This window comes from Rahnella variigena (genome assembly GCF_003610915.1).
In the GTDB taxonomy this organism is placed as follows: domain Bacteria; phylum Pseudomonadota; class Gammaproteobacteria; order Enterobacterales; family Enterobacteriaceae; genus Rahnella; species Rahnella variigena.
Genome location: NZ_NSDJ01000001.1, coordinates 1,646,197 through 1,672,777 on the forward strand (window position 1 = coordinate 1,646,197; position 26,581 = coordinate 1,672,777).

The 26,581-nt window shown below is 50.8% G+C and carries 20 protein-coding genes; 10 read left to right on the top strand and 10 right to left on the bottom strand.

The annotated features are described in order from the left end of the window. Positions 1–87 precede the first annotated feature (87 nt). Entirely contained in the window at positions 88–1,878 is a 1,791-nt protein-coding gene (locus tag CKQ54_RS07540) for a chitinase (RefSeq protein ID WP_120161081.1), read from the top strand. Positions 1,879–1,974: 96 nt separating this feature from the next. On the opposite strand, the gene CKQ54_RS07545 is transcribed toward CKQ54_RS07540, so the two are convergent. The 4 genes from CKQ54_RS07545 to CKQ54_RS07560 all read right to left on the bottom strand — a co-directional run bounded on the left by CKQ54_RS07545 (position 1,975) and on the right by CKQ54_RS07560 (position 5,602). After that, entirely contained in the window at positions 1,975–3,111 is a 1,137-nt protein-coding gene (locus tag CKQ54_RS07545) for an aminotransferase class I/II-fold pyridoxal phosphate-dependent enzyme (RefSeq protein WP_120161079.1), read from the bottom strand. A gap of 29 nt (positions 3,112–3,140) precedes the next feature. Then, complete coding sequence (locus CKQ54_RS07550; RefSeq protein ID WP_113878136.1) at positions 3,141–3,965, bottom strand: amino acid ABC transporter permease; 825 nt, start codon at positions 3,963–3,965, stop codon at positions 3,141–3,143. Then, positions 3,965–4,783 carry a transporter substrate-binding domain-containing protein gene (locus tag CKQ54_RS07555; protein WP_113878137.1) on the bottom strand — a complete coding sequence of 273 codons (819 nt, stop codon included), beginning with the start codon at positions 4,781–4,783 and terminating at the stop codon, positions 3,965–3,967. The genes CKQ54_RS07550 and CKQ54_RS07555 overlap by 1 nt, the downstream gene beginning before the upstream one ends. 159 nt (positions 4,784–4,942) lie before the next feature. Then, positions 4,943–5,602 (bottom strand): DUF1345 domain-containing protein, encoded by a 660-nt coding sequence (locus tag CKQ54_RS07560; RefSeq protein WP_113878138.1) that lies wholly within the window; start codon positions 5,600–5,602, stop codon positions 4,943–4,945. Between the two features lie 153 nt (positions 5,603–5,755). On the opposite strand from CKQ54_RS07560, the gene CKQ54_RS07565 reads away from it, so the two are divergent. Both CKQ54_RS07565 and CKQ54_RS07570 read left to right on the top strand, forming a co-directional pair. Continuing rightward, positions 5,756–7,048, top strand: coding sequence for a hypothetical protein (locus CKQ54_RS07565; RefSeq protein WP_120161077.1), 1,293 nt, complete (start codon positions 5,756–5,758; stop codon positions 7,046–7,048). Further along, on the top strand, positions 7,045–7,680 hold the full coding sequence (locus CKQ54_RS07570; RefSeq protein WP_120161075.1) for a LysE family transporter: 636 nt from the start codon (positions 7,045–7,047) through the stop codon (positions 7,678–7,680). Before CKQ54_RS07565 ends, CKQ54_RS07570 begins: the two co-directional genes overlap by 4 nt. On the opposite strand, the gene CKQ54_RS07575 is transcribed toward CKQ54_RS07570, so the two are convergent. Next, the gene (locus CKQ54_RS07575; RefSeq protein ID WP_120161073.1) at positions 7,670–8,485 is read right to left on the bottom strand and encodes an AraC family transcriptional regulator; all 816 of its coding nucleotides are present in this window, start codon (positions 8,483–8,485) and stop codon (positions 7,670–7,672) included. The genes CKQ54_RS07570 and CKQ54_RS07575 overlap by 11 nt on opposite strands. Positions 8,486–9,187: 702 nt before the next feature. Here CKQ54_RS07575 and CKQ54_RS07580 point away from each other — a divergent pair. Further along, a complete protein-coding gene (locus CKQ54_RS07580; protein ID WP_120161156.1) occupies positions 9,188–10,549 on the top strand; it encodes an APC family permease in 1,362 nt (453 codons plus the stop codon). Positions 10,550–10,617: 68 nt separating this feature from the next. Here the strand turns inward: CKQ54_RS07580 and CKQ54_RS07585 are convergent, their stop codons facing one another. Together CKQ54_RS07585 and CKQ54_RS07590 are read right to left on the bottom strand one after the other, a co-directional pair. After that, on the bottom strand, positions 10,618–10,941 hold the full coding sequence (locus CKQ54_RS07585) for an AzlD domain-containing protein (protein WP_120161071.1): 324 nt from the start codon (positions 10,939–10,941) through the stop codon (positions 10,618–10,620). Further along, positions 10,938–11,606 carry an AzlC family ABC transporter permease gene (locus CKQ54_RS07590; protein WP_120161069.1) on the bottom strand — a complete coding sequence of 223 codons (669 nt, stop codon included), beginning with the start codon at positions 11,604–11,606 and terminating at the stop codon, positions 10,938–10,940. Before CKQ54_RS07590 ends, CKQ54_RS07585 begins: the two co-directional genes overlap by 4 nt. A gap of 97 nt (positions 11,607–11,703) precedes the next feature. On the opposite strand from CKQ54_RS07590, the gene CKQ54_RS07595 reads away from it, so the two are divergent. Further along, positions 11,704–12,252, top strand: coding sequence for a helix-turn-helix domain-containing protein (locus CKQ54_RS07595; RefSeq protein ID WP_120161067.1), 549 nt, complete (start codon positions 11,704–11,706; stop codon positions 12,250–12,252). Positions 12,253–12,382: 130 nt separating this feature from the next. Continuing rightward, entirely contained in the window at positions 12,383–13,039 is a 657-nt protein-coding gene (locus CKQ54_RS07600) for a hypothetical protein (RefSeq protein ID WP_120161066.1), read from the top strand. Between the two features lie 308 nt (positions 13,040–13,347). On the opposite strand, the gene CKQ54_RS07610 is transcribed toward CKQ54_RS07600, so the two are convergent. From CKQ54_RS07610 to CKQ54_RS07620, 3 genes are read right to left on the bottom strand one after another with little or no spacing between them, the layout of a single operon-like run. Then, positions 13,348–14,313 (bottom strand): acyltransferase, encoded by a 966-nt coding sequence (locus CKQ54_RS07610; protein ID WP_113878144.1) that lies wholly within the window; start codon positions 14,311–14,313, stop codon positions 13,348–13,350. After that, positions 14,310–17,378: an efflux RND transporter permease subunit gene (locus CKQ54_RS07615; protein ID WP_120161062.1), complete on the bottom strand. Its 3,069-nt coding sequence runs from the start codon at positions 17,376–17,378 to the stop codon at positions 14,310–14,312. Before CKQ54_RS07615 ends, CKQ54_RS07610 begins: the two co-directional genes overlap by 4 nt. Then, positions 17,378–18,463: an efflux RND transporter periplasmic adaptor subunit gene (locus tag CKQ54_RS07620; protein ID WP_120161061.1), complete on the bottom strand. Its 1,086-nt coding sequence runs from the start codon at positions 18,461–18,463 to the stop codon at positions 17,378–17,380. The genes CKQ54_RS07615 and CKQ54_RS07620 overlap by 1 nt, the downstream gene beginning before the upstream one ends. A 293-nt stretch (positions 18,464–18,756) precedes the next feature. On the opposite strand from CKQ54_RS07620, the gene CKQ54_RS07625 reads away from it, so the two are divergent. The 4 genes from CKQ54_RS07625 (at position 18,757) to CKQ54_RS07645 (ending at position 26,580) form a co-directional block, all read left to right on the top strand. Then, entirely contained in the window at positions 18,757–21,471 is a 2,715-nt protein-coding gene (locus CKQ54_RS07625) for a cation-transporting P-type ATPase (RefSeq protein ID WP_120161059.1), read from the top strand. Between the two features lie 960 nt (positions 21,472–22,431). Further along, positions 22,432–22,986, top strand: a complete 555-nt coding sequence (locus CKQ54_RS07630; RefSeq protein ID WP_244220186.1) for a helix-turn-helix transcriptional regulator — start codon at positions 22,432–22,434, stop codon at positions 22,984–22,986. Between the two features lie 737 nt (positions 22,987–23,723). Further along, on the top strand, positions 23,724–25,154 hold the full coding sequence (wbaP, locus tag CKQ54_RS07640) for an undecaprenyl-phosphate galactose phosphotransferase WbaP (protein WP_120161055.1): 1,431 nt from the start codon (positions 23,724–23,726) through the stop codon (positions 25,152–25,154). A gap of 289 nt (positions 25,155–25,443) precedes the next feature. Continuing rightward, positions 25,444–26,580, top strand: coding sequence for a polysaccharide export protein (locus tag CKQ54_RS07645; protein ID WP_120161053.1), 1,137 nt, complete (start codon positions 25,444–25,446; stop codon positions 26,578–26,580). Position 26,581: the final 1 nt, after the last annotated feature.

Here is a 26,581-nt window from a genome sequence, read left to right on the forward strand (position 1 = left end):
GAAGCGTTACAAAGACTCTGGCCGGTTAATATCATGCAGAAATTATTTTCAGCATTTAACTTCGACTCAATATATAAGGTTATCCTTATGCGCAGAACTAAAGATAAAGCCCTTTTACAGCTTATGACGCTTTCCTGTCTGATGGCTGGCATGGCACCGGCTCTGGCAGCCGATACGTCAGAGCCCTACGTCATCAAAGAAAGTGACCTGATCAAAAAAGAGAACAGCCTGACTCAAAACCCGCTAATGCAGGAAGTGAAAGCCTCAATCCGCACGCTGGATAACGATTCTGTCGATAAAATTGCACCAGGCCGCAGCGATAACCCGGCCAACGTCAAGCGGGTGGAAAGCATTCTGGGCAGCGATAAGTGGGACCATATTTTCCCGTTGCGTGACCCGAGCTATACCTACACCAAATTCCTGCAAGCCATCGGCAAGTTCCCGGCGGTGTGCGGAACTTACACTGATGGTCGTGATTCTGATGCCATTTGCCGCAAAGGCCTTGCCACCATGTTTGCACACTTTGCACAGGAAACCGGCGGCCATGAAAGCTGGCGTCCTGAAGCCGAATGGCGTCAGGGGCTGGTATTCCTGCGTGAAATGGGCTGGAAAGAAGGGCAGAAAGGCGGCTACAACGGCGAATGTAACCCGAACGTTTGGCAGGGACAAACCTGGCCGTGCGGCAAAGATGCCGACGGGGATTTTGTCAGCTACTTCGGTCGCGGGGCCAAACAGCTTTCTTATAACTATAACTATGGCCCGTTCTCCGATGCCATGTTCGGCACGGTCAAAACCCTGCTTGATAAACCGGAGCTGGTGGCTGACACCTGGCTGAACCTTGCCAGTGCGGTATTTTTCTATGTGACGCCACAGGCACCGAAGCCGAGCATGTTGCATGTGATCGACGGAACGTGGCAGCCAAACGATCATGACAAAGCTAACGGTCTGGTACCGGGATTCGGCGTGACGATCCAGATCATCAACGGCGGCGTTGAGTGCGGTGGCCCGCAGGATATTGCGCAGGGTCTGAACCGTATCTCGTATTACAAAAGCGAAGCGGAATACCTGAAAGTGCCGGTTCCGGCAAACGAAGTGCTGGGCTGTAAAAACATGAAGCAGTTTGATTCCGGTGGCGCGGGCGCATTGCCGCAATACTGGGAACAAGACTGGGGATGGTCAGCAGAAACGCCAACCGGTCTGACTTACTCCTGTCAGCTGGTCGGTTATCAGACACCGTTCTCCGCATTCAAAGAGGGCGATTACCAACGTTGCGTGCAGCACTTCTTTAACGTGAAAGTGGTCGATGATGCCGGTAAAGAGGAAGCGGTAACGCCTGCCCCTGAACCGACGCCAGCACCAACACCAACACCGGAACCGACACCAGCCCCGGCTGACGGTAATTCTGCGCCGGTAGCAAAACTTTCCGGCCCGATTGGTGATGTGGAAAGTCAGGCGAATGTGACGCTCAATGCGGCTGAATCTACCGACGCTGATGGCGATAAACTCACCTACAGCTGGTTGCTGCCGAACGGCACTACGCTGGCCGGTAACGATCGTGAGTCGCTGAGTTTTGTTGCACCGGTGGTCACCAGCAAGCAAAGCTTCAACTTCACCCTGACCGTTTCCGATAGTAAGAAAAGCAGTGTGGCGACGTATGTTCTGACAGTCACACCGAAAGTATTGCCGCTCCCTGATGAAGGCACCAGCACTGGCTGCGCTGACAACTGGGATGCGGGTAAAGTGTATAACGGCGGAGAAAGTGTGAACTGGAAAGGTAAGGAGTATCTCGCGAATTACTGGACTCAGGACAATGAGCCAGGTAACCCATCGTTCACCGGTGAATGGTCACAGTGGAAAGAGATCAAAGCCTGTAAGTGATGTGTAATTCATTGGCAAATCTACAATAATTCCGGTTTCCGTTCATCGGGGAAAACTAAAATGGGTGCGATTTCCGCGCCCATTTTTTTCATCCCTTCACCGGCCTCTTTTGTCCAGCCATTTACCCATTTCGGCCAGCGCTTCATCAAGATTTTCGCGACCAAAACCGATACGCAGGAAATCTTCCGACACGGTGTTCAGTTCTGACGCGTAGGCGACAGAAGGGATCACCATCACACCGGCTTCTTCAACCAGCCGCGTGGCGAAAGCTTCTGCGCCCTCTGCACCGGTATAACGTGGAAAAGCCAGTACCCCGGCCTTCGGCACGCTGAGCCGGAACAGATGCGGGTATTTCGCCAGAAATGCGGTAAGCGACGCGAGCTGACGGCGCGAGCGCTCCATCACCCTTTCGAGTATGGGCGCACGGGCATTCAGTGCCACGGTGGTAAGGAACTCACCGGGCATCGAGTTGCAGATAGACAGGTACTGTTTCATGCGCTCCAGTTCCAGCATCCACGATTTATCCTGGCACGCCACCCAGCCGATGCGCAGACCCGGTAATCCGTAAGCCTTGGACGTCACATTCAGGGAGATCCCGCGCTCGTAGACATCCGCCAGTTGCGGCAGACGATCGGCCGGATCGAACTCGGTCAGCCGGTACACTTCGTCTGAGAAAATCCAGATCCCACGCTCGCGACACAGGTCGATCAGCTCATTAAGTTGCTGGCGGCTGATGAGCGCGCCAGTCGGATTATGCGGAAAGTTAATCACCAGCACTTTGGTATTGGCGCGCAGTGCGTCGCGGACTTTACCGGTATCCAGCGCCCAGTCGTTATCTGCATCGAGCGCCACGCCGGTGACGTCGCACAGCGATAACGGTACGCTTTCCAGCGACTGATAATTCGGGGTGATCACTACCGCGTGATCGCCGGACTTGAGCAGCATCTGGAAGCTGGCGTAAATCGCTTCGTCGGCCCCGGCAAAACTGATGACGTCCTGCGCGGCGACATTTTTATAGGTCGAGGCGATGGCGTCGAGCAGTTCGGGTGTTCCGCGCAGTGGCGGGTAATCCAGCACGGTTTGCATGAATGGCGCGCGATGCTGCTTTCCGGCCAGTTCAAATAACGTATCGATGCTCATCGATTCCGGATAAGACGATGACAGCGGAAAACGCACGGCGTGTTCGAGACGCGAGAGATAGCTGATTAAGCGAAAATCTTCAGGAAAAGACATAGCATATCCGTTGATAAGAATTTAAAACATTAGCGGCGCTGGCCTTGGGCAAAACGGCGCTCAAGGCGGCTTTGCAGCAGTTCCAGCACAATCGACATAATCCAGTATATTGCCGCCGCAGTCGCCAGCATTTCCATATAACGGTACGTGCTGCGCCCGTAGGATTGCGCCAGAAAATTCAGTTCCCACAGTCCCATCAGCGAGACTAATGAGGAATCTTTCAGCATCGAAATAAACATCGAGCCAGCGGGCGGAATAATAATGCGCAGCGCCTGCGGTGCCGTCACATGAACCGCGACCGTCCAGCGTGACACGCCGAGCGCCAGCGCGGCTTCCTGCTGACCGCGTGGTACGGAAAGCACGCCGCTGCGGATAGTTTCCGCCAGATACGCGCCATAGTTCATCGACAAGGCAATAATGCCGGAGCTGAGCGCGCCGAGCACAATCCCGACCTGCGGCAATGCCAGATAGATAATCAGCACCTGCACCAGCAGCGGCGTGCCGCGAAACAGCGAGGCATAAAACGTCGCACAACCAAAGGCCAGCGCATTGTCCGACATCCGCCCGAGCGCAGTAATTAGCCCAATCAGCAGACAGAAAAACATCGAACAGGCGGTGATCATAATGGTCAGCGCCGCGCCCTGAATAAAGCCGTCCGGCGAAAGACGCAGACCCAGCAGGAAGGGCAGTTTCTGGCCGATCAGGCTCCAGTCGAGACCCATTTTGCTGAACGCGCCGAGCAGCAGGCTGAGCAAAATCAGCCAGGTCAGCCCGGTTTTAAATTTAAACGCGTGTGCGTGGTGCCAGCGCTCCGGCGTTTCCACCTTTGGCTGGCTGTCCGGGATTTGCGGCATCACGGTACCTCGTGCGTAATATCTTCACCCAGCCAGTGCTGAGAGATTTTTGCCAGCGTGCCATCGTCACGCAGCGATTTAATGGTATCCGCCACTTTCTTATCCCACTCAGCGTCGCCTTTGTCGGTCGCGACCCAGTTAGGTTCTGCGTACAGTTCGGTGACAATTTTAAACACCGGCGCACGCTTGATGCGGGCGTTAGCGGTGGCGAGATCCGAAACCACGCCGTCGAGGCGAACGCCCGGCCCGAGCGCCAGATTCTGGAACGCCACTTCTTCATCGCTTGGAATGACCTGAACGTTATCGAACGGGAAGGCGATCGGCTTGCTGCCGGGGATCACCAGCGTTTTTTGCAGGTAAGTTTCGTAGGAAGAGCCGATACCGACGCCAATCTTTTTATTGCTCAGATCGGCGGCCGATTTAAAGCGGTCATCTTTCTTATTCACTACCAGAACTGCGGGAGAATTGTAGTACGGTGTCGGGAAACCCAGCACTTTGGCGCGCTCAGTGTTAGGCGTCATCGAGCAGATACAGGTATCCCAGCGCCCCTGCCATTTACCGCCGACAATGGTTTCCCAGCCCGGCGCGATGATTTCAAGTTTTACGCCCATGCGCTGCGCCACGGCTTTCGCCACATCCACGTCAAAACCGGCCAGCTGATTATTGTCATCAATAAAACCGAAAGGCGGATAGTCGTTGACGATGGCATTGCGCAGCACGCCCGTTTTCGTCACGCGATCAAGTGTCGCTCCGGCAAACGAGGCAGCAGAAAACAGTGTGGCAGCAAGGAGTGTCACAGCAACAAACGGAGTGCGCATAAATGGAGTTCCTTAAACGTAACCAGATTGGGAAAATATTGTAAAAACCTACACTAAGTTTTAGACGTATAGAAGTCTAAATTCAGCGTTTTTTCACTTATTCTCCACTTATAGTCAACTCTGCGGAAAATCCTATGAATAGCAGCGCATTACTTCACTCTAGCTCAGCAAGCCCGCCCCGACGTTAATCGAAAAGCCTAAAATCGCCAGATTAAAGACAAAGGAAATGACGGACTGCAGCAGGGCAATCTGGCGCATGTCGGTGGTGCCGGTGGCAACGTCGGCGGTTTGTGAGGCGACGGCGATGGTGAAAGAGAAATAGAGGAAATCCCAGTAACCGGGTTCGGCAGGTTTTTCCGGGAAAATCATCGGCGTCACGTCTTTTGTCCGTCGCAGATAATGGTGATGGGCGTAATGCATGGCGAACGACGTCGGCAGAAGGGCCCACGAGGCAATCAGCGTGGTTGCGGTCAGCAGAATATGCAGAGTTTTTGCGGTTCCCGTAAGCTCTTTGAGCGAACCGAGCTCCATCAGGATCGCCAGAATACTGACCAGACAGGTCAGCGTGACCAGCGTCAGCACCAGCGTCGCGCTTTCATCCTGAGTTTTGGCGATATGCGGAATATCTTTTGCTTCGGTACGCAACATACGAAACCACAGGAAAAACAGGTACAGCCACGCCAGCACGTTCCAGCCGGTCATCAGCCGCTGCAAAATCCCCAGATGCGACGGAAGCGCAAAAAAGCACATCACACCGGCAATTATCGAGATCAGTAAACGACCACGCACGCGCAGATAATGGCGCAAAGATAAACTCATGATGTCAGGCACCTGGCAAAAAACATGGATACCTTAACTGTAGTCGCCGGGGGCAAACTCACACGTTCAGACTTATGCGCAATTTCTTCCAATACCCGATTACAGCGGAATGATTTAGTAGGTTTACTCTATTGCGCTCAAGGGTCTGAAACTATGTTTACTACGTCATTTTGGCCAGCTGCTGCGGCATATCAGGTTTCAATGATGGATCTGGATGCTCCGGAAAATTTACATCCCAAAGCTCTGCAAACCATTCACTATTGTCTGCGCCTGACGGAAGCCATTAATCAGCTGGAAGCGGCCTGTGAAAGCCGTTTGCTGGACGCTCTGCGTGAAGAGATGTCGATTCAGTGTTTCCGTCTGGCACCGATGTTTGACGATCCGGATACCCGGCGTGGACTGTTTTTACGGGCGGAAATTCTGGCGGATGACAGTTGCGGAAAAACAGTTCTGCCGCAAATTGCCGGTCTGAATGAACAGCAACTGGTGCTGGGCATTGGCAACACCTCGACGTGGGTCGGTAAATCCAGACAGAGTTTTTATTCCTCATGGTTTGGCGAACCCGCGCCGGTTTTACAGGAAATTTCCGACGTAATGGACAGCCTGTTCCCGGAAAGCCTGCTGTATCTGCAAAAGGAAATCGCCGCGGATTTACTGGCGATGCCGGGCTGTGCCTACAAAATTATCAATCTGTTTGGCATTGCGGGTGAGGCCAACACGTATCCGAAACACTTTGCGTATTTCTTCCCGGAGGACGAAGGGCTGAAGTATTCGCCGGTGAAGCGCACGGTGGTATTTGCCAATACCTACCTGCAACTGTTCGAACTGTTTTCGCGGACCGAAGCGGTGAAAATGGGCTGGGCGGAAGACGCGTTGCCGGAAAGCCATGTGTGCCAGCGCTATCTGATTGCCTGGTTCCGCGGGCATGACCTGGGGCATTCGCTGGTGCGTAATGAAAACGTCTTCCCGAAACTCAGCAAAATTGATCGCTGGGGATCAATGATGGTGCAGGAAGCGCTGGCGGATCAGTTCGGTCTGCTGATGTGTCTGACGCCGCAGGTCACTGAAGGATTGCAGCTCGACCGCACGGTGCTGGCGCGCATTTATTTCCTCGAAATGCTGCGCTATCTGCGCCGCGGCCCGTCAAGTTATCCCGATGCCGGTGCAGCCTGGATCCAGTTCAATTATTTGCGTGAGCACGGTTGTGTTGAGCTGAAAGCCGACTCGATTGATTTCCATCCAGAGCTGTTTTTTACCCAGATGGCAAATCTCACCCGTCTGATGAGCGAAGAACTGCTGGGTGGCGATAGCGAGCGTGCGCAGGCCTTCATGCTGCAACATTGTCCGCATACCAACCCTGAAGATGTTGAAATCCTGATGGCGCGGCTGGGCACGACCAATGACATGATTGAATACAACCAGTTAATCAAGAGAGTCCCGTTATGATGCCGTTTTCAAATGGATTTTTGCTCAGCCTGTCGCTGTGTCTGGACATCGGGATTGCCAATATCGCCATGATGACGCTGGCGATGCAACGCGGCTATTTTCACGGATTCTGGCTGGGTATCGGCACCTGCATCGGGGATTTGATTTACGCCGTGCTGGCGCTGGCAGGCATGACGATTTTGCTGCAATACCAGAGCGTGCGCTGGGTGTTGTGGGTCGGCGGCTCGCTGATGCTGATGTGGTTTACCTACAAAATGATCCGCGCCGCACTGGCTCCCGCGGAAAATCTGAATTCCGGGGATAACGTTCCGCAGCGATCGGTATTACGAAATTTCGGACGCGGCATTGTTCTGGCGATGTCCTCACCGACGGCAATTTTGTGGTTTGCTGCCGTCGGTGGGGCGCTGATTTCGCGGATGGGACAAGGGGGGACGGCAAATGCTTCATGGTTTCTGAGTGGCTTTTTCATTGCCGGCGTATTCTGGACGGTCGTGATTTGCTCGGTCGGCAGTCTGGGCGGGAAAATGCTCGGCACCAAAATGCTCCGTTATTCTTACATGGCCTCTGCGGTGATTTTCTCGTACTTCGCGCTGTATGTGGTGATCACCGGCTATCGCGAATTTATCGTGTAAGCACCTGACTCATCTGCTGTGAAGCGCAGAGCGACAGCGAATAAAGATGGGGAGTGATCCCCATCATTTTACGGAAAGTATTAATGAAATGGCTTTGATCGTAAAAGCCCAGGCGGATCGCCACATCCAGCGCATTGTCGTTTTTGCGCAGCTGATTACGGGCTTCCAGTAAACGTAACTGCATATGGTATTGCAGCGGCGGCATGCCGATGTGCTGGCGGAACAGCCGGACAAAATGGAACTTACTCAGCCCGCTGACCTGAGCCAGCGTATCAAGATGAATTTTTCGCGTCAGATGGTCGCGCATAAAATCGAGAGCGAGCTGGATGGGGCGCAGGGATTGTTCCTGTTCTCTGGCCGGTTCTTCCAGCAACGCGCCGAGCAACCACAGTAAATTTTGTTCCTGATCGTCATCATTGAGAGTGCGTTTGTAATGGCACAGCGCGGAAAACAGCTCGGGATTATTCAGTACGCCTTCTTTGAGCACCGGCGCGCAGTGATCGGAACGCAGATTCTGATCAACTGAAACCTGACGCAGTAATGACTGCGGAATATGCACGCTGAGGAATTCGACTTTATCATCGCCAAACCGGGACGACTGAATGGTGGCCGGATTATAAATCGTGATTTCGCCGCCGCGCACCAGCTCGGTTTTGCCGTGCAGCCAGATTTCTTCCGTGCCGGTCAGATTGGCACTGATGACGTATTCGTCGTGAGTATGACGCGGAAATGAGGAATTACTCGCAGTCAGATGCGAGCACTCAATGTCGTTAGCCATCGTCCATTCAGAAATAGAAAGAGACACATTCCACCCCGTAGATCATTGCTGTGCGAAAAAATGACACGTTTGTTTTTCTTATGCAGAATTTATAGCACAAACTGTTAACAACAAAAGTGAATGACTTTCATCACGGCACAACCCCTGTATGCCATGCCAGCAGACCTCCCGACGGACTGCCTGCGAAGCACTACCCCTCCGGTGTTTACAAACAGTCTGATCTAAAAAGGCTTTCGCGGACGAATTTTTCAGATTTTGCCCATAAGTACGAGTTGTCCTGTACAGATGCATACACGGGGATCGGACGGTAACCGTCTGAATGTTAAATAACAGGCCTGAAGGTTATATTTAAGCGCCAGAATTCGATTATTAATAACCGCATTTTATCTTTGTTTCACATGATGAGAACAATTTCTAAAACTCGCTGAAACCCGCTTTGACAATACGTGCCAGTTTTTACTGCTTATTTTATTTAATGCCTGTCTTTATTCCTCCCCGCCTTGTCATTTCATTACGTAATAGGGCAAAATATGCGCCCCGCAAATCGGGGATTAACCGTTATTTCTTCATTGGCGAAGGACTCTTCGCACAAGAAAACTTTCAAAACAGAGGCCGGGCTTAGTACCGGATAGATATTTACTTTCAGATACCGACAGTCATGTCGCAAGGAAACATTAATGGTGCAGCACTCTCACTATGCCGCGTTTTCCATCATGGGAATTACACATCATGTCGGATAACGTCGTTACGGGTACCGCCTCCCGCGTGGAATTGCGTAAAAGTCTTACGCTGATTCCGGTTGTCATGATAGGCCTGGCCTATATGCAACCCATGACACTGTTCGATACGTTCGGTATTGTCTCCGGCCTGACTGACGGCCATGTGCCAACGGCGTATGCGTTTGCGCTGATCGCCGTCCTGTTTACCGCGCTGAGCTACGGCAAGCTGGTGCGCCGCTACCCTTCTGCGGGTTCGGCATATACTTACGCGCAAAAAGCGATTCATCCGGTGGTCGGCTTTATGGTCGGCTGGTCGTCGCTGCTCGATTACTTATTCGCGCCAATGATTAATATCCTGCTGGCCAAAATCTATTTTGAAGCGCTGGTGCCTTCGGTGCCGTCGTGGATATTTGTGGTGGTGCTGGTCGGATTTATGACGCTGTCGAATTTGCGCAGTATTAAAACCGTCGCCAACATTAATACGCTGGTAGTGGTCTTGCAGATTGTGCTGATTACGGTGATCACCGGTATGGTGATTTATGGCGTTGATCACGGCACCGGCTACGGCACGCTCGCCAGCACTCAGCCTTTCTGGGGTGAAAACGCGCATACCGTGCCGATGATTACCGGCGCGACCATTCTGTGTTTCTCCTTTACCGGCTTTGACGGCATCAGTAATTTGTCGGAAGAAACCAAAGACGCAGAACGGGTGATCCCACGGGCAATATTCCTGACGGCATTGATCGGCGGCGTGATTTTTATTGCGGCGACGTATTTCCTGCAACTCTATTTCCCGGACATCTCCAGCTTTAAAGACCCGGACGCCTCACAACCTGAAATTATGTTGCAGGTGGCGGGCAGGGCGTTCCAGTTTGGCGCACTGATTTTCTCCAGTATCACCGTGCTGGCTTCCGGTATGGCGGCGCACGCGGGCGTTTCCCGTCTGATGTATGTGATGGGGCGCGACGGCGTGTTCCCGAAACGCTTCTTCGGTTATATCCATCCGAAATGGCGTACGCCGTCTTTCAACGTGCTGCTGGTGGGCGCAATTGCCCTGATGGCAATTAACTTTGATCTGGTGACCGCAACCGCGCTGATTAACTTTGGTGCGCTGGTGGCGTTTACCTTCGTGAACCTGTCGGTGATTTCGCAATTCTGGATCCGCGAGAAGCGCAACAAAACCGTGATGGACCACATCCAGTATTTGCTCTTGCCATTGTGCGGTGCGCTGACGGTGGGTGCGTTGTGGGTGAATCTGGAAGAAGGCTCGATGGTGCTGGGGCTGATCTGGGGCGCAATCGGCTTCATTTATCTGGCCTGCATGACCAAAAGTTTCCGTAATCCGGTTCCGCAATACGAAGACGTGGCGTAATTTTCACTGGCATTAAACGCGCCCGCTTTAAAAAAATGGCTCCTTCGCAGGAGCCATTTTTGTTTGTGCTAGTGAATCCCCAGCCAGCGCATCAGCGCCGTAACGGCGGCGGCCGCGATAATAATCACAATCAGCGGCGATTTTCGCCACGCTAAAAACAGCGCAACGCCGACGCCAATAATCCGTGCGTATCCGGCAAAATGCTGGCCTTCAAACAGCGCCGATGTGGCCGCAACGGCGAGCAATAAGGTGGTCGCAGAATCGGAAAGCATCGTCTGCGTCGCCGGCGAGAAATTAAGGCGCGAACCGAGACGGTAACCGGCCACGCGCATCAGGAACGTTCCGGCGGCCAGCACCGCAATACCGGCAATCATCAGGCTGTGAGAGGTCATTTCCGGTTCCTCCACGTCAGTAATCCGAGCAGGGAAAACAGCACCGGCATACCGGCAGGCACAAACGGCACGGCGGCGACGGAAATCAGCGCACCACAGGAAGCGGGAATACGCGTCCGGCGGCTGCGCAATGCCGGGAAAATCAGTGCCAGCAGAATGGCCGGGAATACTGCGTCGAGGCCAATGGCTTTGATATCGGGAATGAACTGGCCGATGTACGCACCGGCAATCACGCTGACCGGCCAGAACAGCGCGATGCCTGCACCGCATAACCAGTAGGCCTTTTTGCGTTTTTCATGGGTAGCCTGGGAGATGCCAAACACCACGCTTTCGTCGTTCATGATGTGGCAACCAAGCCAGCTCATGCCCTTGCTGCCGACCAGATCCTTTACCGCAATCCCGAACGGTAAATGGCGTGCATTGACCAGTAATCCGGCTGCGGCCGCGGCGAACGGACTGCCCCCGCCGCCGACGATGGCGATAAATAAAAACTCAGACGCCCCGGCCAGTACCAGCAGCGAGAGCATCAGCGGCACCCACAGCGGAAAGCCGCCCGCGACGGCCAGCGAACCATAGGAAATCCCCACCAGACCATCGGCCAGGCAGACCAGGAAGATGGCTTTCACCACATCACTTCCCAGCGGTGAAAAGAAACGTGCAGACATAATTCAATCCCATAACGAACGATTTCCCATTATAATGAACGTATCTGAATCGTTCTTCAAGTCGAACGATCGTTCGTTATATAAAACAGGCAGGATCATGTCGCAACCTATCAGCGTTATCTCTAAAGGTCTGGTTCGTGAACGTCAGCGGGCGGGTATATCACTGGCAGAAGTCGCGCGTCGTGCTGGCATCGCCAAATCAACGCTGTCGCAACTGGAAGCGGGCAACGGTAATCCGAGTCTGGAAACCCTGTGGGCGCTGTGCGTGGCGCTCAATATTCCTTTCGCGCGCCTGATGGAACCGGAAGTGAACAAGATGCAGGTGATCCGCCGTGGGGAAGGCCCGACAGTGGTCGCTGAACTGGCGGATTATAAAGCCGTTTTACTGGCGACGTGTCCGCCGGGTTCGCGTCGGGATATTTATCTGCTGACCACGCAACCTGGCGCAGATCGCGTTTCCAGCCCGCATCCGCAGGGATCGGTCGAACACATTATTATCACACAGGGGCGTGCCCTCATCGGACTGGTGGATTCGCCGGTGGAACTGAATGCCGGCGATTACATTTCCTATCCTGCGGACGTCGAGCACATCTTCCGCGCACTGGAACCGGACACCATGGCGGTGCTGGTGTCGGAGCAGAGTTGAGGTTTTGTGTTAATGATCAATCTGTGATCCCGGAGGTACTGCGCGGCAGGTATATACAATAAAGAGTCTGGCTGCTGAGTTATTAATGACCTACAATTTGCATGGGAATTATTAATAGCTAAGGGATGACATGGCTGACATTGAAGATATCGCCACGCGGATTGCCGGGATTATTCTGTCCCCTGATTCTGTATATGGCCTTATAAACGGTGCACTTACCGTTCCGGTTGATTTTGGATACATGGCGTATGGGGTATTTGATACCGGTTCACGATACATACATGAAACGATGCGAATACGCATGGCGGCAGCAATCAGAAGCGACATTCTGAATCACCATCATATCTCTGAAGCAGTGAAACTGGTTTTTAACGATTTTAATAAATATGTTTCAGAAACTGAGCAAGACAAAATTTACCGAGGTGTAGTTTCATCAGTACTTGGCAGACTCGGTACTTCTATGGTTATCACAAAAATATCGGGAGCTGTATTAGAGCGGGTTTCCTTTATTTCGGCCTGCAGCAGTAAACCCTATATTGGGGCTATAAGTACTATTTTAATGATCGGTGGTATGTCAGAACGCTCAATACGCACCTCTGAATCTCTGCAGGCAGAATTCCCGGAAATTTATAAGCTTCTCAGACCAAGAGATTACGACCTGCTTTATTTCCTGTTTAAATCTTCAGTCCAACCCTTTGTGGACGCGATACATGTCAGAATGACGCAAGGTGAACCCACATTCAGGAAAATTATGGATAGCGTGGAGAAGAAGCTCAATGCAGCATAATACTATTTTTATACGCTTTATCCGCTCCTTACTTAATATTACCTCTAAGATTATCACCTTCACTATTCATCATGCTTTTGAAGCACTTATTGGCCCACTGATCGTTATTGGCCCAATACTTTGCATTATGCTTGTCGAACCCTGGCCGATAAAGTTTGTCAGCATCGGAGTGTGGCTCGTGTTCCTCTATTTTCTGTCTAAGGCGATTGATAAACTCATTGGCAGAGACAAACGTGATAATTAATTTCCTTAATTAGGTTCCCCCCATTTGCAGGGATCATATTTGATCCCTGCCTCAGACCGCCCTCTCAAAACGTAATCAGTTTCTTCGTCACACTGTTCTTTAGCAGCAACATTGAAGACAGCACTGAAAGCAGGAACGTCAGCAGGATGACCAACAGTTTTGCGGTCAGGGAATTGATCGGGATCCACTGGATTAATAAATTGAAAAAGGTGTAGTGGAGAATATAAACGCCGGTCATGGTTTTCCCCAGCGAACTGACCATTTCACTGACCGGCAACCGTGTGGCGTCTTGCTTGACGCCATTGGCCGCGATAATAATCAACACCACCAGAATATAGACCTGCGATCCGGTCAGAATAAAGCTGTTGCGCTCCATATTGAAGAGCGAAAAGAAGAAATGCTTTTCATAAAACCAGGTGAAAATATACACAAACGGAATGGCGATGGCAGCAATTTTTGCCACCCGCGGGCGACCGTACAGTGCGGAAATCACCGGATCATACAACAACTGCCCGGTCAGATAATAAAGCACCCAGGTCCAGATGCGGAACTGTGCGGGCGTCGAAAAAGCTTTGTGTTCCGTGTAATAGATGGCCAGCAGATCATACGCAAACGAAAAAATCAGCAGACCGGCAATCAGCGCGGCGAGGATGACCCGTCTTTTGGCCAGCCATTCCACTACCGGGTGAAAAGTGTAAATAATGACCAGCGAAAAGATAAACCACGGCTGGATAAGATAGCCTTTCTGGTAAGGCCCCCATAAATAATAAATCGAAAACCAGAAGATGAAGAGGGTTAATATGCTGCGAATTTTCTTCATCTGCCATTCTGTTGTGTGCTGCGAACCGGCATCCATATAACCGGTAACCACAAAAAACAGCGGCGTGGCGATGGTCGAAATAAAGGTCAGAAAAGCCAGAATGCTGTCGTAGTTATAATTGTAATTGTCGTAAGTGTTATAAACGGTGAAAAAAGTCACGGCGGTCAGGCAGCCGAGCGTTTTAATAATATTCAGTCCCGTGGTGTTCATTGTGTACGTCGTTGTCCTTCACGATGGAAACAGTTGTAAATCACCGGCAGCGCGAGCAGCGTCAGCACGGTGGCAAATCCCAGCCCGAACATAATAACAACCGCCATGCTCTGGAAAAAGACATCCAGCAATAACGGGGCGAGGCCGAGCACAGTGGTGAAAGCGGTCAGCAGGATAGGGCGCAGACGCGAGGTGGCGGCGTAGATGATCGCCTCGGTCTGACTCTTCTCTTTTTTCTGCTGGCCGATTTCCTCGACCAGTACGATGCCGTTGCGGATCAGCATGCCGCTCAGGCTGAGCAGGCCGATCAGCGCCATAAATCCAAACGGAATGCCGGTGAGCAGGAAGCCAAACGTCACGCCGATCAGCGCCAGTGGCACCGTCAGCCAGATGGCGATGGCGTTTTTCACCGAACTGAACATCAGCACGGTGATGATAAACATCATCAGGAAACCAATCGGCAGCGTGGTGAATAATCCCTGTTGCGCTTCAGCGGAGTTTTCCGCATCGCCGCCCCATTCTATGCTGTAGCCGTGCGGCAAGGTCAGTGCCTCAACCTGTGGCCGGATACGCGCCAGCATATCGCCGGAAGTCTCGCCGCTGGCCGGATCCGGATCGGTCTGCACGGTGAGTACCCGCGAGCGGTCACGCCGCATGATCAGCGGGTCTTCCCATTCGACCCTGAAATCACTGACCACGTTACTCAGCGGAATAAACTGCTGGCGCGTCTGGCTCCAGACCATGATATTGGCCATGTGATCGACATCCAGCCGTTCCGCTGACGGGGGACGCAATAGAACCGGCATTAACGTTGAACCGTCACGGAATATGCCGACGGTGCTGCCGCTGAAATTCATCTGTAGCGCACTGTCGACGTCACCCCGGTCAACGCCCAGTTCGCGCCCAAGATAAGGTGAGAACACCGGACGCACCCTTTTGCTGCGATCCTGCCAGTCATTACGCACGCCGTCTGCTGCGCCGTCCTCGAGAATAATTTTATCGACCTGACTGGCAATCTGGCGAAGCGTATCGGGATCGGATCCTTTGATGCGCACTTCAATCGCGCTGCCGCCGGACGGGCCAAACATGATGCGTTTCAGGCTGGCATTGACCTCGGGATAATGATCACGAATGTTCTGTTCGGTGCGGCGGGTCAGTGCGGCGATTTTCCGCTGATCGTCCATACGCACCATAATCTGCGCATAGTTGGAGTACTGGCGTTCACCGTTGTAGGTGAGAATAAAGCGCATCCCGCCCTGACCGACGGTGGTCACGGTGTTTTCCACGCCTTCCTGATGATTGATCTCTTTTTCGATTTCTCCCGCAATACGCGCGGTGTGGTTGATATCGGTGCCATAAGGCATCCACAAATCGACGAAGAAAATCGGCGTATTAGACGACGGGAAAAAGTTCTGGCGCACAAAGCCGAATCCCCAGACTGATGCCGCCAGCAGCGCGGCGAGAACAACCAGCGTGAGAGTCTGGCGTACCAGCAGCGCCGACAGCACGCGCCGGTAAACGCGAAATATCCAGCCGCCGTAGGGATCATCGGCCTGCTCATCCGTTTTTTTCTCTGCCACTTTCATGTTGGCGAATGCCCATTTCACCAGCACCGGCGTCAGTGTCAGCGCGGTCACCCAACTGAGCATCAGCGATATCAGTAATACCTGGAACAGCGATTTACAGTATTCCCCGGTCGAATCCTGCGAGAGGCCGATGGGTGCAAACGCCAGAATGGCAATCACGGTGGCGCCCAGTAAAGGGAGGGCAGAACGTTTAATGATGTGCGAAATGGCATTCATCAGCGGATTGCCTTGCTGGCGGGCAATCAGCACGCCTTCCACCACCACAATCGCATTATCCACCAGCATACTGAGCGCGATAATCAGCGCCCCGAGCGAAATACGCTGCAGCTCGATGCCGAATAAATACATGATAAGCAGTGTGCCGAGCACGTTCAGCGCCAGCGACACGGCAATGATAATCCCGCTGCGCAGCCCCATAAAAATCAGCAGTACGCCGACCACAATCGCCAGCGCCATCAGGAAGTTAATGATGAATCCGTCGACGGATTTCTTCACTTCAGAGGCCTGATCATAAAATACTTTCAGCTGGATCCCGGCCGGTTTATCGGCGGACAGCTGCTGCATGCGGGCTTCAATCGCATGACCGATATTCATGACATTCACGCCGGGAATATACGAGACACCGATGGTCAGCGCATCACGGCCATTGGCGTGGTAAATATTGCCCGGATGATCGCTTACGCCCTGCGACACCGTGGCGATATCACGCAGGTAAATGCTGTGCGTGGTTCCGGCGGGGCTGATCAGCACATTATTCAGTTCATCAATATTCTGAAAACCACCGGTCGGATGCAGGCGGATCGACTCGCTGCCGACGGTCATGCTGCCCGCGTCGGACACCAGATTCTGCCGGTTCAGCACATCGGCGAGACGCGGCAACGTCACGCCGTATGCCGCCATTTTGGCGCGGGAAATCTCGATATAGACCTGTTCAGGCAGGACACCGCCGATGGCAACCTTACCGACGCCGGGTACCAGCACCAGTTCCCTGCGCAACTGTTCAGCGTATTTGCGCAGTTCGGGATTAGTGAAGTTATCGCCATAAATTGAGAAAAAATAGCCGTATACATCGCCGAAATCATCGTTCACAAACGGCGGGCTGACACCGGGCGGAAATTGCAGCGTGGCGTCATTGACGCGTCGGCGCAGTTCATCCCAGATTTGCGGCAGTTCGGAGGAGTGATAGCGGGAATCGATATTGACGGTGATTTGCGATAAGCCGACGGCGGAAATCGAAGAAATGTTATCGACATAAGGCAGGCGTTGCAGGGCATTTTCCAGCGGCAACGTGACTTCTTCCTCAACCTGCTGGGAAGATGCGCCGGGATACTGCACGGAAACCACGGCAGTTTTGATGGTGAAAGCCGGATCTTCCAGCCGTCCGATATTGAACAAGGCAATCAGTCCGCCCACGCCGAGCAGCAGGATCACCAGCCAGACGCGCGTCGGATTATTAATAAAGCTGTCGTTGATGCTCATCACAGACCCCGTTCCCTGACCCAGATTCGAACCGGTTGCTGAGCGTGTAATTCGCTGACGCCCGCCGCGACCACTCTGTCTCCTTTTTGCAGGCCGGATTTGATTTCGATGCCCTGAGAGGTCAGTTCGCCGACGGTCACTTTGCGGTCTTCGACATGTAATGTGTCGCCTTCACCGGCAATCACCCAGACGTGTGCCTCATTGCGCTGGCTGCTGTCCGGGTTAAATACCGCTTCGACCGGCACCACCAGCGTATCCACGGGCGTTGCCGTCGCGAGATTGGCCGGATTGATCGTCACGGTGCCACTTAAACCGGCGACGGCCGGGAAGTTTTCCGGGCGTGGCATGATCAGCGTCACCTGCCAGGTGAGCGAATTGGCTTCGCTGCTGGCGGTGTGTTCTTTATAAGTGGCGGTGAATTCGCGGTCAGGAAGGTTGTTAATGCGCACCCGTGGCTGGTAACTGGCATTACGCATATCGAGGCTGGTAAACAGGTTTTCCGGGACGCTGAAAATCACGTCTAACAGATCTGAGCGGCTGATCGTCGCGACTGGCTGACCGGCAGCGACGACCTGATGATTTCGCACAGAAAGCCGGGCGATCACCCCGCTGAACGGTGCGGTCAGGTTCAAATCATTCAGTTCTTCCTGCGCGATTTTCAGCGCGGCTCTGGCCGAATCCCGGCTGGCTTTGTGCACTTCGAGTTCCGCCTGCGACACCACGTTGCGCCGTGCCAGCGTCTGATAACGTTCGAACTGACGCTGCGCCAGCGTGGCCGCGCTCTGGCGATCGTTCAGACGCTGACGGGCATCATTGTTAGTCAGCCGGGCGAGGATTTGCCCTTGTTTCACCGCCTCGCCTTCCCGCACTTCCAGCGTCTGCAACTGGCCTGCGCGCTTAAACGCGATATCAGTATTATCGCCAGCCAGAATGCGTGCCGGAAACACGCGGGTACTCAGCGGACTGGCCGCTTCAGCAGTAGCGATTTTAACCTGACGTGGCGGAACAGGGACGTCTGTGGTTTTCTGATCACAGGCGCTTAAAAGTAAAAGGAGGATCAGAGCGGGAGAAAAGCGGATATTCAAAATACTTCCCCTCATGCAAACCACATGCGAAAAATTTATTCCCGGCAGAATAGTGAAGGCCTTTAATACACAGGCTCCGCTATTTTCTGCTATGACGTATTTTTAGTGAGACTATTAGGCTACTTATTGTTTTTGTTTATTTAATTGTTTTTTTAAAGCAAGGAATTAACACTATTTAAGTCGGTATATTATAGTTTATACAGCTTTACGCATCTTGCCAGAAAACATCACGACAATTCATTCATTACCCGCTTCATTCATGAACCATTTCAGGGGTCAAGGAGTCAGGCATTATGAATAATCCAGCGCCACTTGCTGTGAATAAAACGACCACAGAAAAACTGTGGTATCAGCAAACTGTAGAAGAAAGTCTGGCGGGGTTGCAGTCAGGACCAGCCGGGCTTTCCCCCGAAGAAGCACAAAATAAACTAAAACATTACGGACCGAATGTTCTTCCGCAAAAAGAAGGTAAGTCTTTATTTATAAAGTTTATCTCTCACTTTAAAGATATCCTGATTTATATCTTACTCGCCGCTGCCGTCGTCACCGCAATAATGGGTCATTGGGTAGACACACTGGTGATATTAGGCGTGGCGGTGATCAACGCCTTAATAGGTTTTATTCAGGAAAATAATGCCGAGAAATCATTGAAAAGTATTCAGAATATGCTTTCCAGTGAGGCGCTGGTATTACGCAGCGGACAACAGGTCACCGTGGCAACCGATGAAATTGTGCCGGGCGACATTGTACTGCTGCGTCCCGGTGACAAAATTCCTGCCGATTTACGTCTGATAGATGTCCATAACCTGCGGGTGGAAGAAGCCATTCTGACCGGCGAATCCACGGTGGTATCGAAAAAAACCGATTCGCTGGAAGGTGAGAAGTCGATTGGTGACCGCAAAAACCTGGCGTTTTCAGGCACTACGGTCAGTTCCGGTACCGCCAGCGGCGTGGTATTTGCCACCGGCGGCCAGACCGAGCTTGGCCATATCAATGAAATGTTGTCCTCCATTGAAGACAATAAAACGCCGCTGCTGGTGCAGATAGACAAACTGGGTAAATCCATTTTCGTCATCATTCTGTTCATGATGGTGGCGCTGCTGATTTTCGGTTATCTGCTGCGCGATATCCCGTTTGGCGAACTGCTGCTGTCGGTGATAAGTCTGGCAGTCGCGGCGGTACCTGAAGGCTTACCGGCGATCATCTCGATCATTCTTTCGCTCGGCGTGCAGGCGATGGCGCGCTCCAAAGCCATTATCCGCAAGCTGCCAACAGTGGAAACGCTGGGCGCGATGTCAGTGATTTGTTCGGATAAAACCGGCACGCTGACCATGAACGAAATGACCGTCAAAGCAGTGATCCTGGCGGATAACATCTGGACGGTGGAAGGCAACAGTTACGAACCTATGGGCAGCTTTACGATTGCCGGTTCGGCGTCGCCGCTGCCTGCGGATTCTTCGCCTCTGCTGACTCAGTTCCTGCGTACAGTCGATATCTGTAACGACAGTACGCTTAAACAGGATGCTCATGGACACTGGGGGATTACCGGTGGCCCGACCGAAGGGGCGCTGAAAGTGCTGGCGGCCAAAGCGCATTTGCCGGAGCTGGCGTTTAATCTCAGCAGTAAAATTCCGTTTGATTCGCTTTACAAATATATGGCGGTGGCGGGCGAGAAAAACGGTGAGTCGCAGATAATGCTCACCGGCGCGCCAGATGTGCTGCTCAAACTCTGCCAGTTCCAGCAAACACCGGCAGGTGCGGTGCCGCTGGATCATGCCTACTGGGAATCGGCAATTACGCAATATGCCAGCGAAGGGCTGCGCATGGTGGCCGCGGCCTGGAAGCCGGTTGATCAACCGGTTGCGGCACTCGATCATCCTGAACTCAGTCACGGTATGGTGCTGATCGGCATTGCGGGCATGATGGATCCGCCGCGTCCGGAAGCGATTGTGGCGATTGGCGAATGTCAGCAGGCGGGGATACGCGTCAAGATGATCACCGGCGACCATCAGGAAACGGCGATGGCGATCGGGAAAATGCTCGGCATCGGTAACAGCGAGAATTCCATCACCGGTTATGAGCTGGAACATATGGATGACGCGCAGCTGAGAAAGGCGGCCGTTCAGTTCGATATTTTTGCCCGTACCAGCCCGGAGCATAAACTGCGTCTGGTAAAAGCGTTGCAGGAGACCGGTGAAATTGTAGGGATGACCGGCGACGGCGTGAACGATGCGCCTGCGCTGAAACAGGCCAACGTCGGGATTGCCATGGGCATTAAAGGCACCGAGGTGACCAAAGAATCTGCTGATATGATCCTGGTGGATGACAACTTTGCCACTATCGCCAATGCGGTCAGGGAAGGGCGGCGCGTTTACGATAACCTGAAGAAAACCATCCTCTTTATTATGCCGACCAACCTGGCACAGGGGTTGCTGATTATCATCGCTATTCTGATGGGGAATCTGCTTCCGTTGACGCCGGTGCAAATTTTGTGGATGAACATGGCAACGTCCGCCACGCTCTCCTTCGGCCTGGCGTTTGAGAAAGCCGAAAGCCGTGTGATGCGCCGTCCGCCGCGCAATGTCAGCGCACACGTCATGGATAAATACGCCATCTGGCGTGTGGCGTTTGTCGGGCTACTGATTTCAATCAGCGCCTTCATGCTGGAAGCCTGGTTGCAACCGCGCGGTTATGAACCTGAATTCATCCGTACAGTGCTGTTGCAGACACTGGTGACCGCGCAGTGGGTGTACATGATTAACTGTCGCGATTCGGATAACTTCTCACTCAACCGCGGTCTGCTGCAAAACAAAGGGATCTGGATTGTCACCGTGGTGCTGTTCGCGCTGCAGGCGATCATTATCTACGTCCCGCTGATGAATACGCTGTTCGGCACACGACCGCTGCCGTTCTTCTACTGGATCATCGGCCTGTTGATCGGTATCGCGCTGTTCGTGATTGTCGAGATAGAAAAAGTACTGACCCGTAGCTGGCGGAAGGCGAGTTAACAAACCGCATTATCATCAGATGTCCGCTGCTAAACCGGAAACCAGCCTAAAGGCTGGTTTTTTTTCGCTCAGTTTAAGGCATTTTTTTTCCAAATATATTCCCTTTTAGAAAACATAATTTACATATTTTCGCATCCTGTCCGATAGATGAAGAACGTCAAGTGGAATTCCTCTCTTTTGATACGGAAATGTTACTTAAAGAGGGGGTTTAATTAAGAATACTCTTGGTCATATTATTAGCTAAAAAACAAATCAGGGGCGATGTTTGTTTCAAATTAAAGCAATAAGACTATTTTCACATCAGGTAAGAATACTCTGAGGTATGCCCTGGTGAATTGCAAATGTTAATTTACAAGCATAAATGTATATAAAAAACCAATAGATCAGTTTCACCTAATAAGATTTTCAGAAAATCACTCAATTCTTATGTTTTCGTGTTTATTATCGGTAAATAAATGAAACTTAAATCACCCTTAAAAAAGTGAAATATTCTGTTTTAACGTAAACTTTCAGGTTAATTATTCTGCGAATGAAACACACTCTATGGGAGGGATTATTAATGAGACTATTCTTAGTTTCTAGTCGAAATATATCAAAAATCGTTGCGATACTCACATTTTCTTGGTGTTTTTCGGGATTCATTAGGAATCTGCCTAGTAAAAATTGATGGGTTTAACGATAAGATCGTGTAAATCGATCGGTTAAACCTATTGTTGCCTGCAATTATGAGCGAGAAAAACGATTTGAAGAGTTTCCGCTGCGTATTACTCTACATACGGCTACTGAAAAGATTTAAATAGGATATAGAACGAATTTAAATATTCGTTTTCCTTATATCTCTCTGAGAGTGCTTTATTCTTCCCCGGTTTCACGGGGCAGGATTTAAGCGTTTTTAAAACCTCACAATTAGGCGGCTCAATGCCTCGGGTAATAATTTGGAGTGAGTGCCAGTATACAAAATTGGCGTTGAAAGAAATAATCTCCAGGAAGTTACCTTACGTTAATGAAGTCATTTCTTATGACCACGGCGATGAGGTGAACTTGTATGCAAAAGATTATCTGATCATTGATCCATCAGGCGGCGGGTTCCACAGATGTTATGAGTTTTTGCGAGAAAATATGAGCGTATTGGACCCGGAAAGGATCCTCATTATGTCCTCTGCGGTCGATATGTTGATGCTTGAACTTTTGCTTAAGAAAGAATTTAAGTTTCTTAAGAAAAAAAACGAATTGCCTGTCGTCGTGACTTCAGTAGAACAGTTTATCCAGCTTCAGGGCACGACGCTTAACAAGCAGGCTTTTAATTACAATATTACCAGGATGGAAGAGAAGGTTTTAGTGATGATGATGTCTGGTCTGTCGGTGACAAGCATCTCAAATATTCTGAAACTGAGTGTCAAGACCGTAAGTGTACATAAGTGCAATTCCTTGAGAAAAATAGGCGTTGACGCCAACAGCAGTTCAGCTTTGTTTTTTTTGCATAAACACGCTGTGGGAAACAGAATTGGCAGTTAAAAGTGATGCTATGGTCAGATTTTTTACGATGCTGTCCGTCAGGGCTGGACAATTTCGGCACAGGAAAGTCCAGTTTGTCTTAGGTAATAAGTAAATATTTGAATATATAAAAATGAGTAAGACCTTTTTGGCAACACCAGGGAACCCTTTCACTAAGAAAAAACCAGATCCCCTCAGGCCATAATTGTCATGGCGTCATCATCTATGGCGCCGGAAGTCCACAGTACATTGAGTTTCTGAGTGGCAGTAATAGCCGGAGCATGTACGGGGCGTTGTGGTTTGCCTATGGACAGGAAGAGTTTACTCATTTTTTTTTGATAAAGAGAATATTAAGTGATGCATAGGTGAATAAAACGTTATTTGCCCGTTGCAACTTTAATGTAGATCTACCCGCATAAATCACCCTGAATATTTTGGTGAGGATTAACTGCGTTAAAAATTATCTTGGTTATGTTTTGGCAAATTGGTGGCCGTAAACCAGGGGCGGTAGCATGGCCAAAAAACAATGAGTTATCATGTGCGTATTAAGAATGTATAAAACTTAACTATAAATTTTGCAATAGACTTTCTAGAGCATGAGATTTTTCTCTGCATCAGGAAATGTTATGCGTTTTATTTATGACTATAACATTTGATGTCTGACTCACGCAGCTATCGCATTATTATTCATCAGCATAAAATTCCTTCAGGCAAAGGCGTGAGGGAGGATTATTATCGTTAATTGTTGTGAGGTGCATATGACATTTCTCACCAGGAACCTTTGGTCAAATTTATTACTCGCGTTATCCGATTTTCTTAGCTTCACCCTTTCTCTGTATCTGGCTAAAGGGATACTCAGTCAGGTCATGACGGATTTTGAGCAACGGATCCCCGCGGCACAGACTTCCGGCTGGATTGCGTTGCACAGCTTATTAGCCATTTGCTGTGTGGCGTGGTTTCACCTGCGACTAAGACATTATTACTATCGAAAAACATTCTGGTTTGAATTGAAAGAAATCCTGCGCACTCTGCTTATTTTTGCGCTTATCGAAATCGCAGTGATCGCCTTTGCTAAATGGTATTTCTCCCGTTATCTCTGGGTACTGACCTGGACTCTTGTACTTATTCTGGTGCCATTCGCGCGAATGATGACCAAGCGTGTGCTGGATTCACTCGGGCTTTGGGAACGAGATGCAATCATTATTGGCAGCGGCAATAATGCGCGTGAGGGGTATAACGCCATTAAAAGTGACCGAAACCTCGGACTGCGGGTTCTTAAATTTATTTCCAGTGAACCCAGCGACCAGCCCGGAGATGCGATAGAAGGCGTGCCGGTTATGCCTTCGGACGAAAACTGGGTACGCACTAATGTCGATAAAAAGACGCAGTTTATCGTGGCCGTAGAATCGCATCAGAGCGACATCCGAAATGCATGGCTGCGGGTATTTATGATTAATGGATACCGGTCCGTTTCTGTCATTCCCACGCTTCGCGGTATGCCGCTGGATAACACCGACATGTCATTTATATTCAGCAAGGAAGTGATGATTTTCCGCGTGCATCAGAACCTGGCGAAATGCTCCTCGCGGTTGGCAAAACGCTTATTTGATATCGTCGGTTCACTGGCGATCATCATGCTGTTGTCGCCGCTGCTGCTCTACATCAGCCGTAAAGTGAGAAAAGATGGCGGGCCCGCAATTTATGGTCATGAACGCATTGGTCAAAATGGTAAACCCTTTAAATGTCTGAAATTCCGCTCGATGATAATTAACTCGAAGGAAGTGCTGGAAGAATTGCTGGAAAATAATGCTGAAGCGCGACAGGAATGGGATCTGACGTTCAAACTAAAATACGATCCACGCATAACGGCTATCGGCCATTTTCTGCGCCGGACCAGTCTTGATGAGTTGCCGCAACTCTTTAACGTTTTAAAAGGTGAAATGAGTCTGGTAGGACCGCGTCCTGTTATTACTGCTGAACTGGATCGTTATTGCGATGAAGTTGATTATTACCTGCTCAGCAAACCGGGAATGACCGGGCTTTGGCAGGTGAGCGGACGCAGTGAAGTCGATTACTCAACCCGTGTTTATCTTGATGCCTGGTATGTCAAAAACTGGTCAATGTGGAATGACATCGCCATTTTATTTAAAACCGTGAGTGTTGTGCTCAGAAGAGAGGGGGCTTATTAGACTGATAACTACGATCCCGTGATGATTTTTTAATAAATTATTCTGCACCAGATGCCTTTATAAGAAATAAATCCGTCACCTTAATTTGCATGAAAAATAAGTTTTAATACTTTCGTAGTCCTGGTTATTCAGACTGTATAAAAGGGTTTGAATCGCTCCGGAATGAAAGTGTTTTGATGCTTTTGTTAATATCTACACACAGGAATGAGAAACTGCGACTGCCAGATTGGGAATAGGGATTCTCTCTGATAGGCAGATATTAAACCTGAAATACAGATGATGTGAAATAATGAAAAATAGATTTTTGAATATTTCTCTGATGATAACCGCGTTGGGGTTATTAAGTGGATGCACCCTTGTTCCAGGCCAGAGTTTAAAAACAGCAGGAAAAGAAGTCGTTGAACAACCCGATAGACATTATGATATTGATAAGCTGGTTAATATTTATCCCCTGACGCCAGCACTGATCGATAATTTACGACCGCAATCAGTGATAGCCCGCCCCAATCCGCAGTTAGATCAGCAGCTTAAAGATTATGAATATCATATCGGTATCGGCGATGTACTGATGGTGACCGTCTGGGACCATCCTGAACTGACGACACCGGCAGGTCAGTATCGAAGTGCCAGTGATACCGGTAACTGGGTGAATTCAGACGGTACGATTTTCTATCCCTATATTGGTAAATTAAAAGTCACCGGTAAAACGGTCACCCAGGTTCGTCAGGAAATCAGTACCCGTCTGGCAGCTTATATTGAAAGCCCGCAAGTTGACGTCAGTATTGCCGCGTTCCGTTCGCAAAAAATTTATACCACCGGGGAAGTCGTAAAATCCGGCCAGCAACCCGTCACTAATATTCCTCTTACTGTCATTGACGCCATCAATGCGGCAGGGGGATTAGCGCCGGATGCGGACTGGCGTAACGTTGTGCTCAACCATAAAGGTCAGAATACGCAGATTTCCCTGCATGCTCTGATGCAAAAAGGCGACCTGACACAGAACCGCTTACTGTATCCCGGTGACATTCTGTTCGTACCGCGTAATGACGACCTTAAAGTGTTTGTGATGGGAGAAGTCACAAAACAGAGCACGCTGAAAATGGATCGCAGCGGAATGACGCTGGCCGAAGCGCTGGGTAACTCAGACGGTATCTCACAAAGCATGGCAGATGCCTCCGGGATATTTGTCATTCGACCGCTTAAAGGCAGCAATAAAAGCAAAATCGCCGACATCTATCAGTTAAATGCAAAAGATGCCTCCTCGATGGTGATGAGCACTGAATTCCAGCTGCAACCTTACGATATCGTTTATGTCACTACAGCACCGCTTGTTCGCTGGAATCGTGTGATATCTCAGATAGTCCCGACCATTGCGGGTGTGCATGACATGATTGAAGGCACACGTTACATCAACCAGTGGAACTGAC

Coding starts and splice junctions, on each gene's coding strand:
- CKQ54_RS07540 (WP_120161081.1), top strand. CDS start 88: ATGCGCAGAACTAAAGATAAAGCCCTTTTACAGCTTATGACGCTTTCC.
- CKQ54_RS07545 (WP_120161079.1), bottom strand. CDS start 3,111: ATGTCTTTTCCTGAAGATTTTCGCTTAATCAGCTATCTCTCGCGTCTC.
- CKQ54_RS07550 (WP_113878136.1), bottom strand. CDS start 3,965: ATGCCGCAAATCCCGGACAGCCAGCCAAAGGTGGAAACGCCGGAGCGC.
- CKQ54_RS07555 (WP_113878137.1), bottom strand. CDS start 4,783: ATGCGCACTCCGTTTGTTGCTGTGACACTCCTTGCTGCCACACTGTTT.
- CKQ54_RS07560 (WP_113878138.1), bottom strand. CDS start 5,602: ATGAGTTTATCTTTGCGCCATTATCTGCGCGTGCGTGGTCGTTTACTG.
- CKQ54_RS07565 (WP_120161077.1), top strand. CDS start 5,756: ATGTTTACTACGTCATTTTGGCCAGCTGCTGCGGCATATCAGGTTTCA.
- CKQ54_RS07570 (WP_120161075.1), top strand. CDS start 7,045: ATGATGCCGTTTTCAAATGGATTTTTGCTCAGCCTGTCGCTGTGTCTG.
- CKQ54_RS07580 (WP_120161156.1), top strand. CDS start 9,188: ATGTCGGATAACGTCGTTACGGGTACCGCCTCCCGCGTGGAATTGCGT.
- CKQ54_RS07585 (WP_120161071.1), bottom strand. CDS start 10,941: ATGACCTCTCACAGCCTGATGATTGCCGGTATTGCGGTGCTGGCCGCC.
- CKQ54_RS07590 (WP_120161069.1), bottom strand. CDS start 11,606: ATGTCTGCACGTTTCTTTTCACCGCTGGGAAGTGATGTGGTGAAAGCC.
- CKQ54_RS07595 (WP_120161067.1), top strand. CDS start 11,704: ATGTCGCAACCTATCAGCGTTATCTCTAAAGGTCTGGTTCGTGAACGT.
- CKQ54_RS07600 (WP_120161066.1), top strand. CDS start 12,383: ATGGCTGACATTGAAGATATCGCCACGCGGATTGCCGGGATTATTCTG.
- CKQ54_RS07610 (WP_113878144.1), bottom strand. CDS start 14,313: ATGAACACCACGGGACTGAATATTATTAAAACGCTCGGCTGCCTGACC.
- CKQ54_RS07615 (WP_120161062.1), bottom strand. CDS start 17,378: ATGAGCATCAACGACAGCTTTATTAATAATCCGACGCGCGTCTGGCTG.
- CKQ54_RS07625 (WP_120161059.1), top strand. CDS start 18,757: ATGAATAATCCAGCGCCACTTGCTGTGAATAAAACGACCACAGAAAAA.
- wbaP (WP_120161055.1), top strand. CDS start 23,724: ATGACATTTCTCACCAGGAACCTTTGGTCAAATTTATTACTCGCGTTA.
- CKQ54_RS07645 (WP_120161053.1), top strand. CDS start 25,444: ATGAAAAATAGATTTTTGAATATTTCTCTGATGATAACCGCGTTGGGG.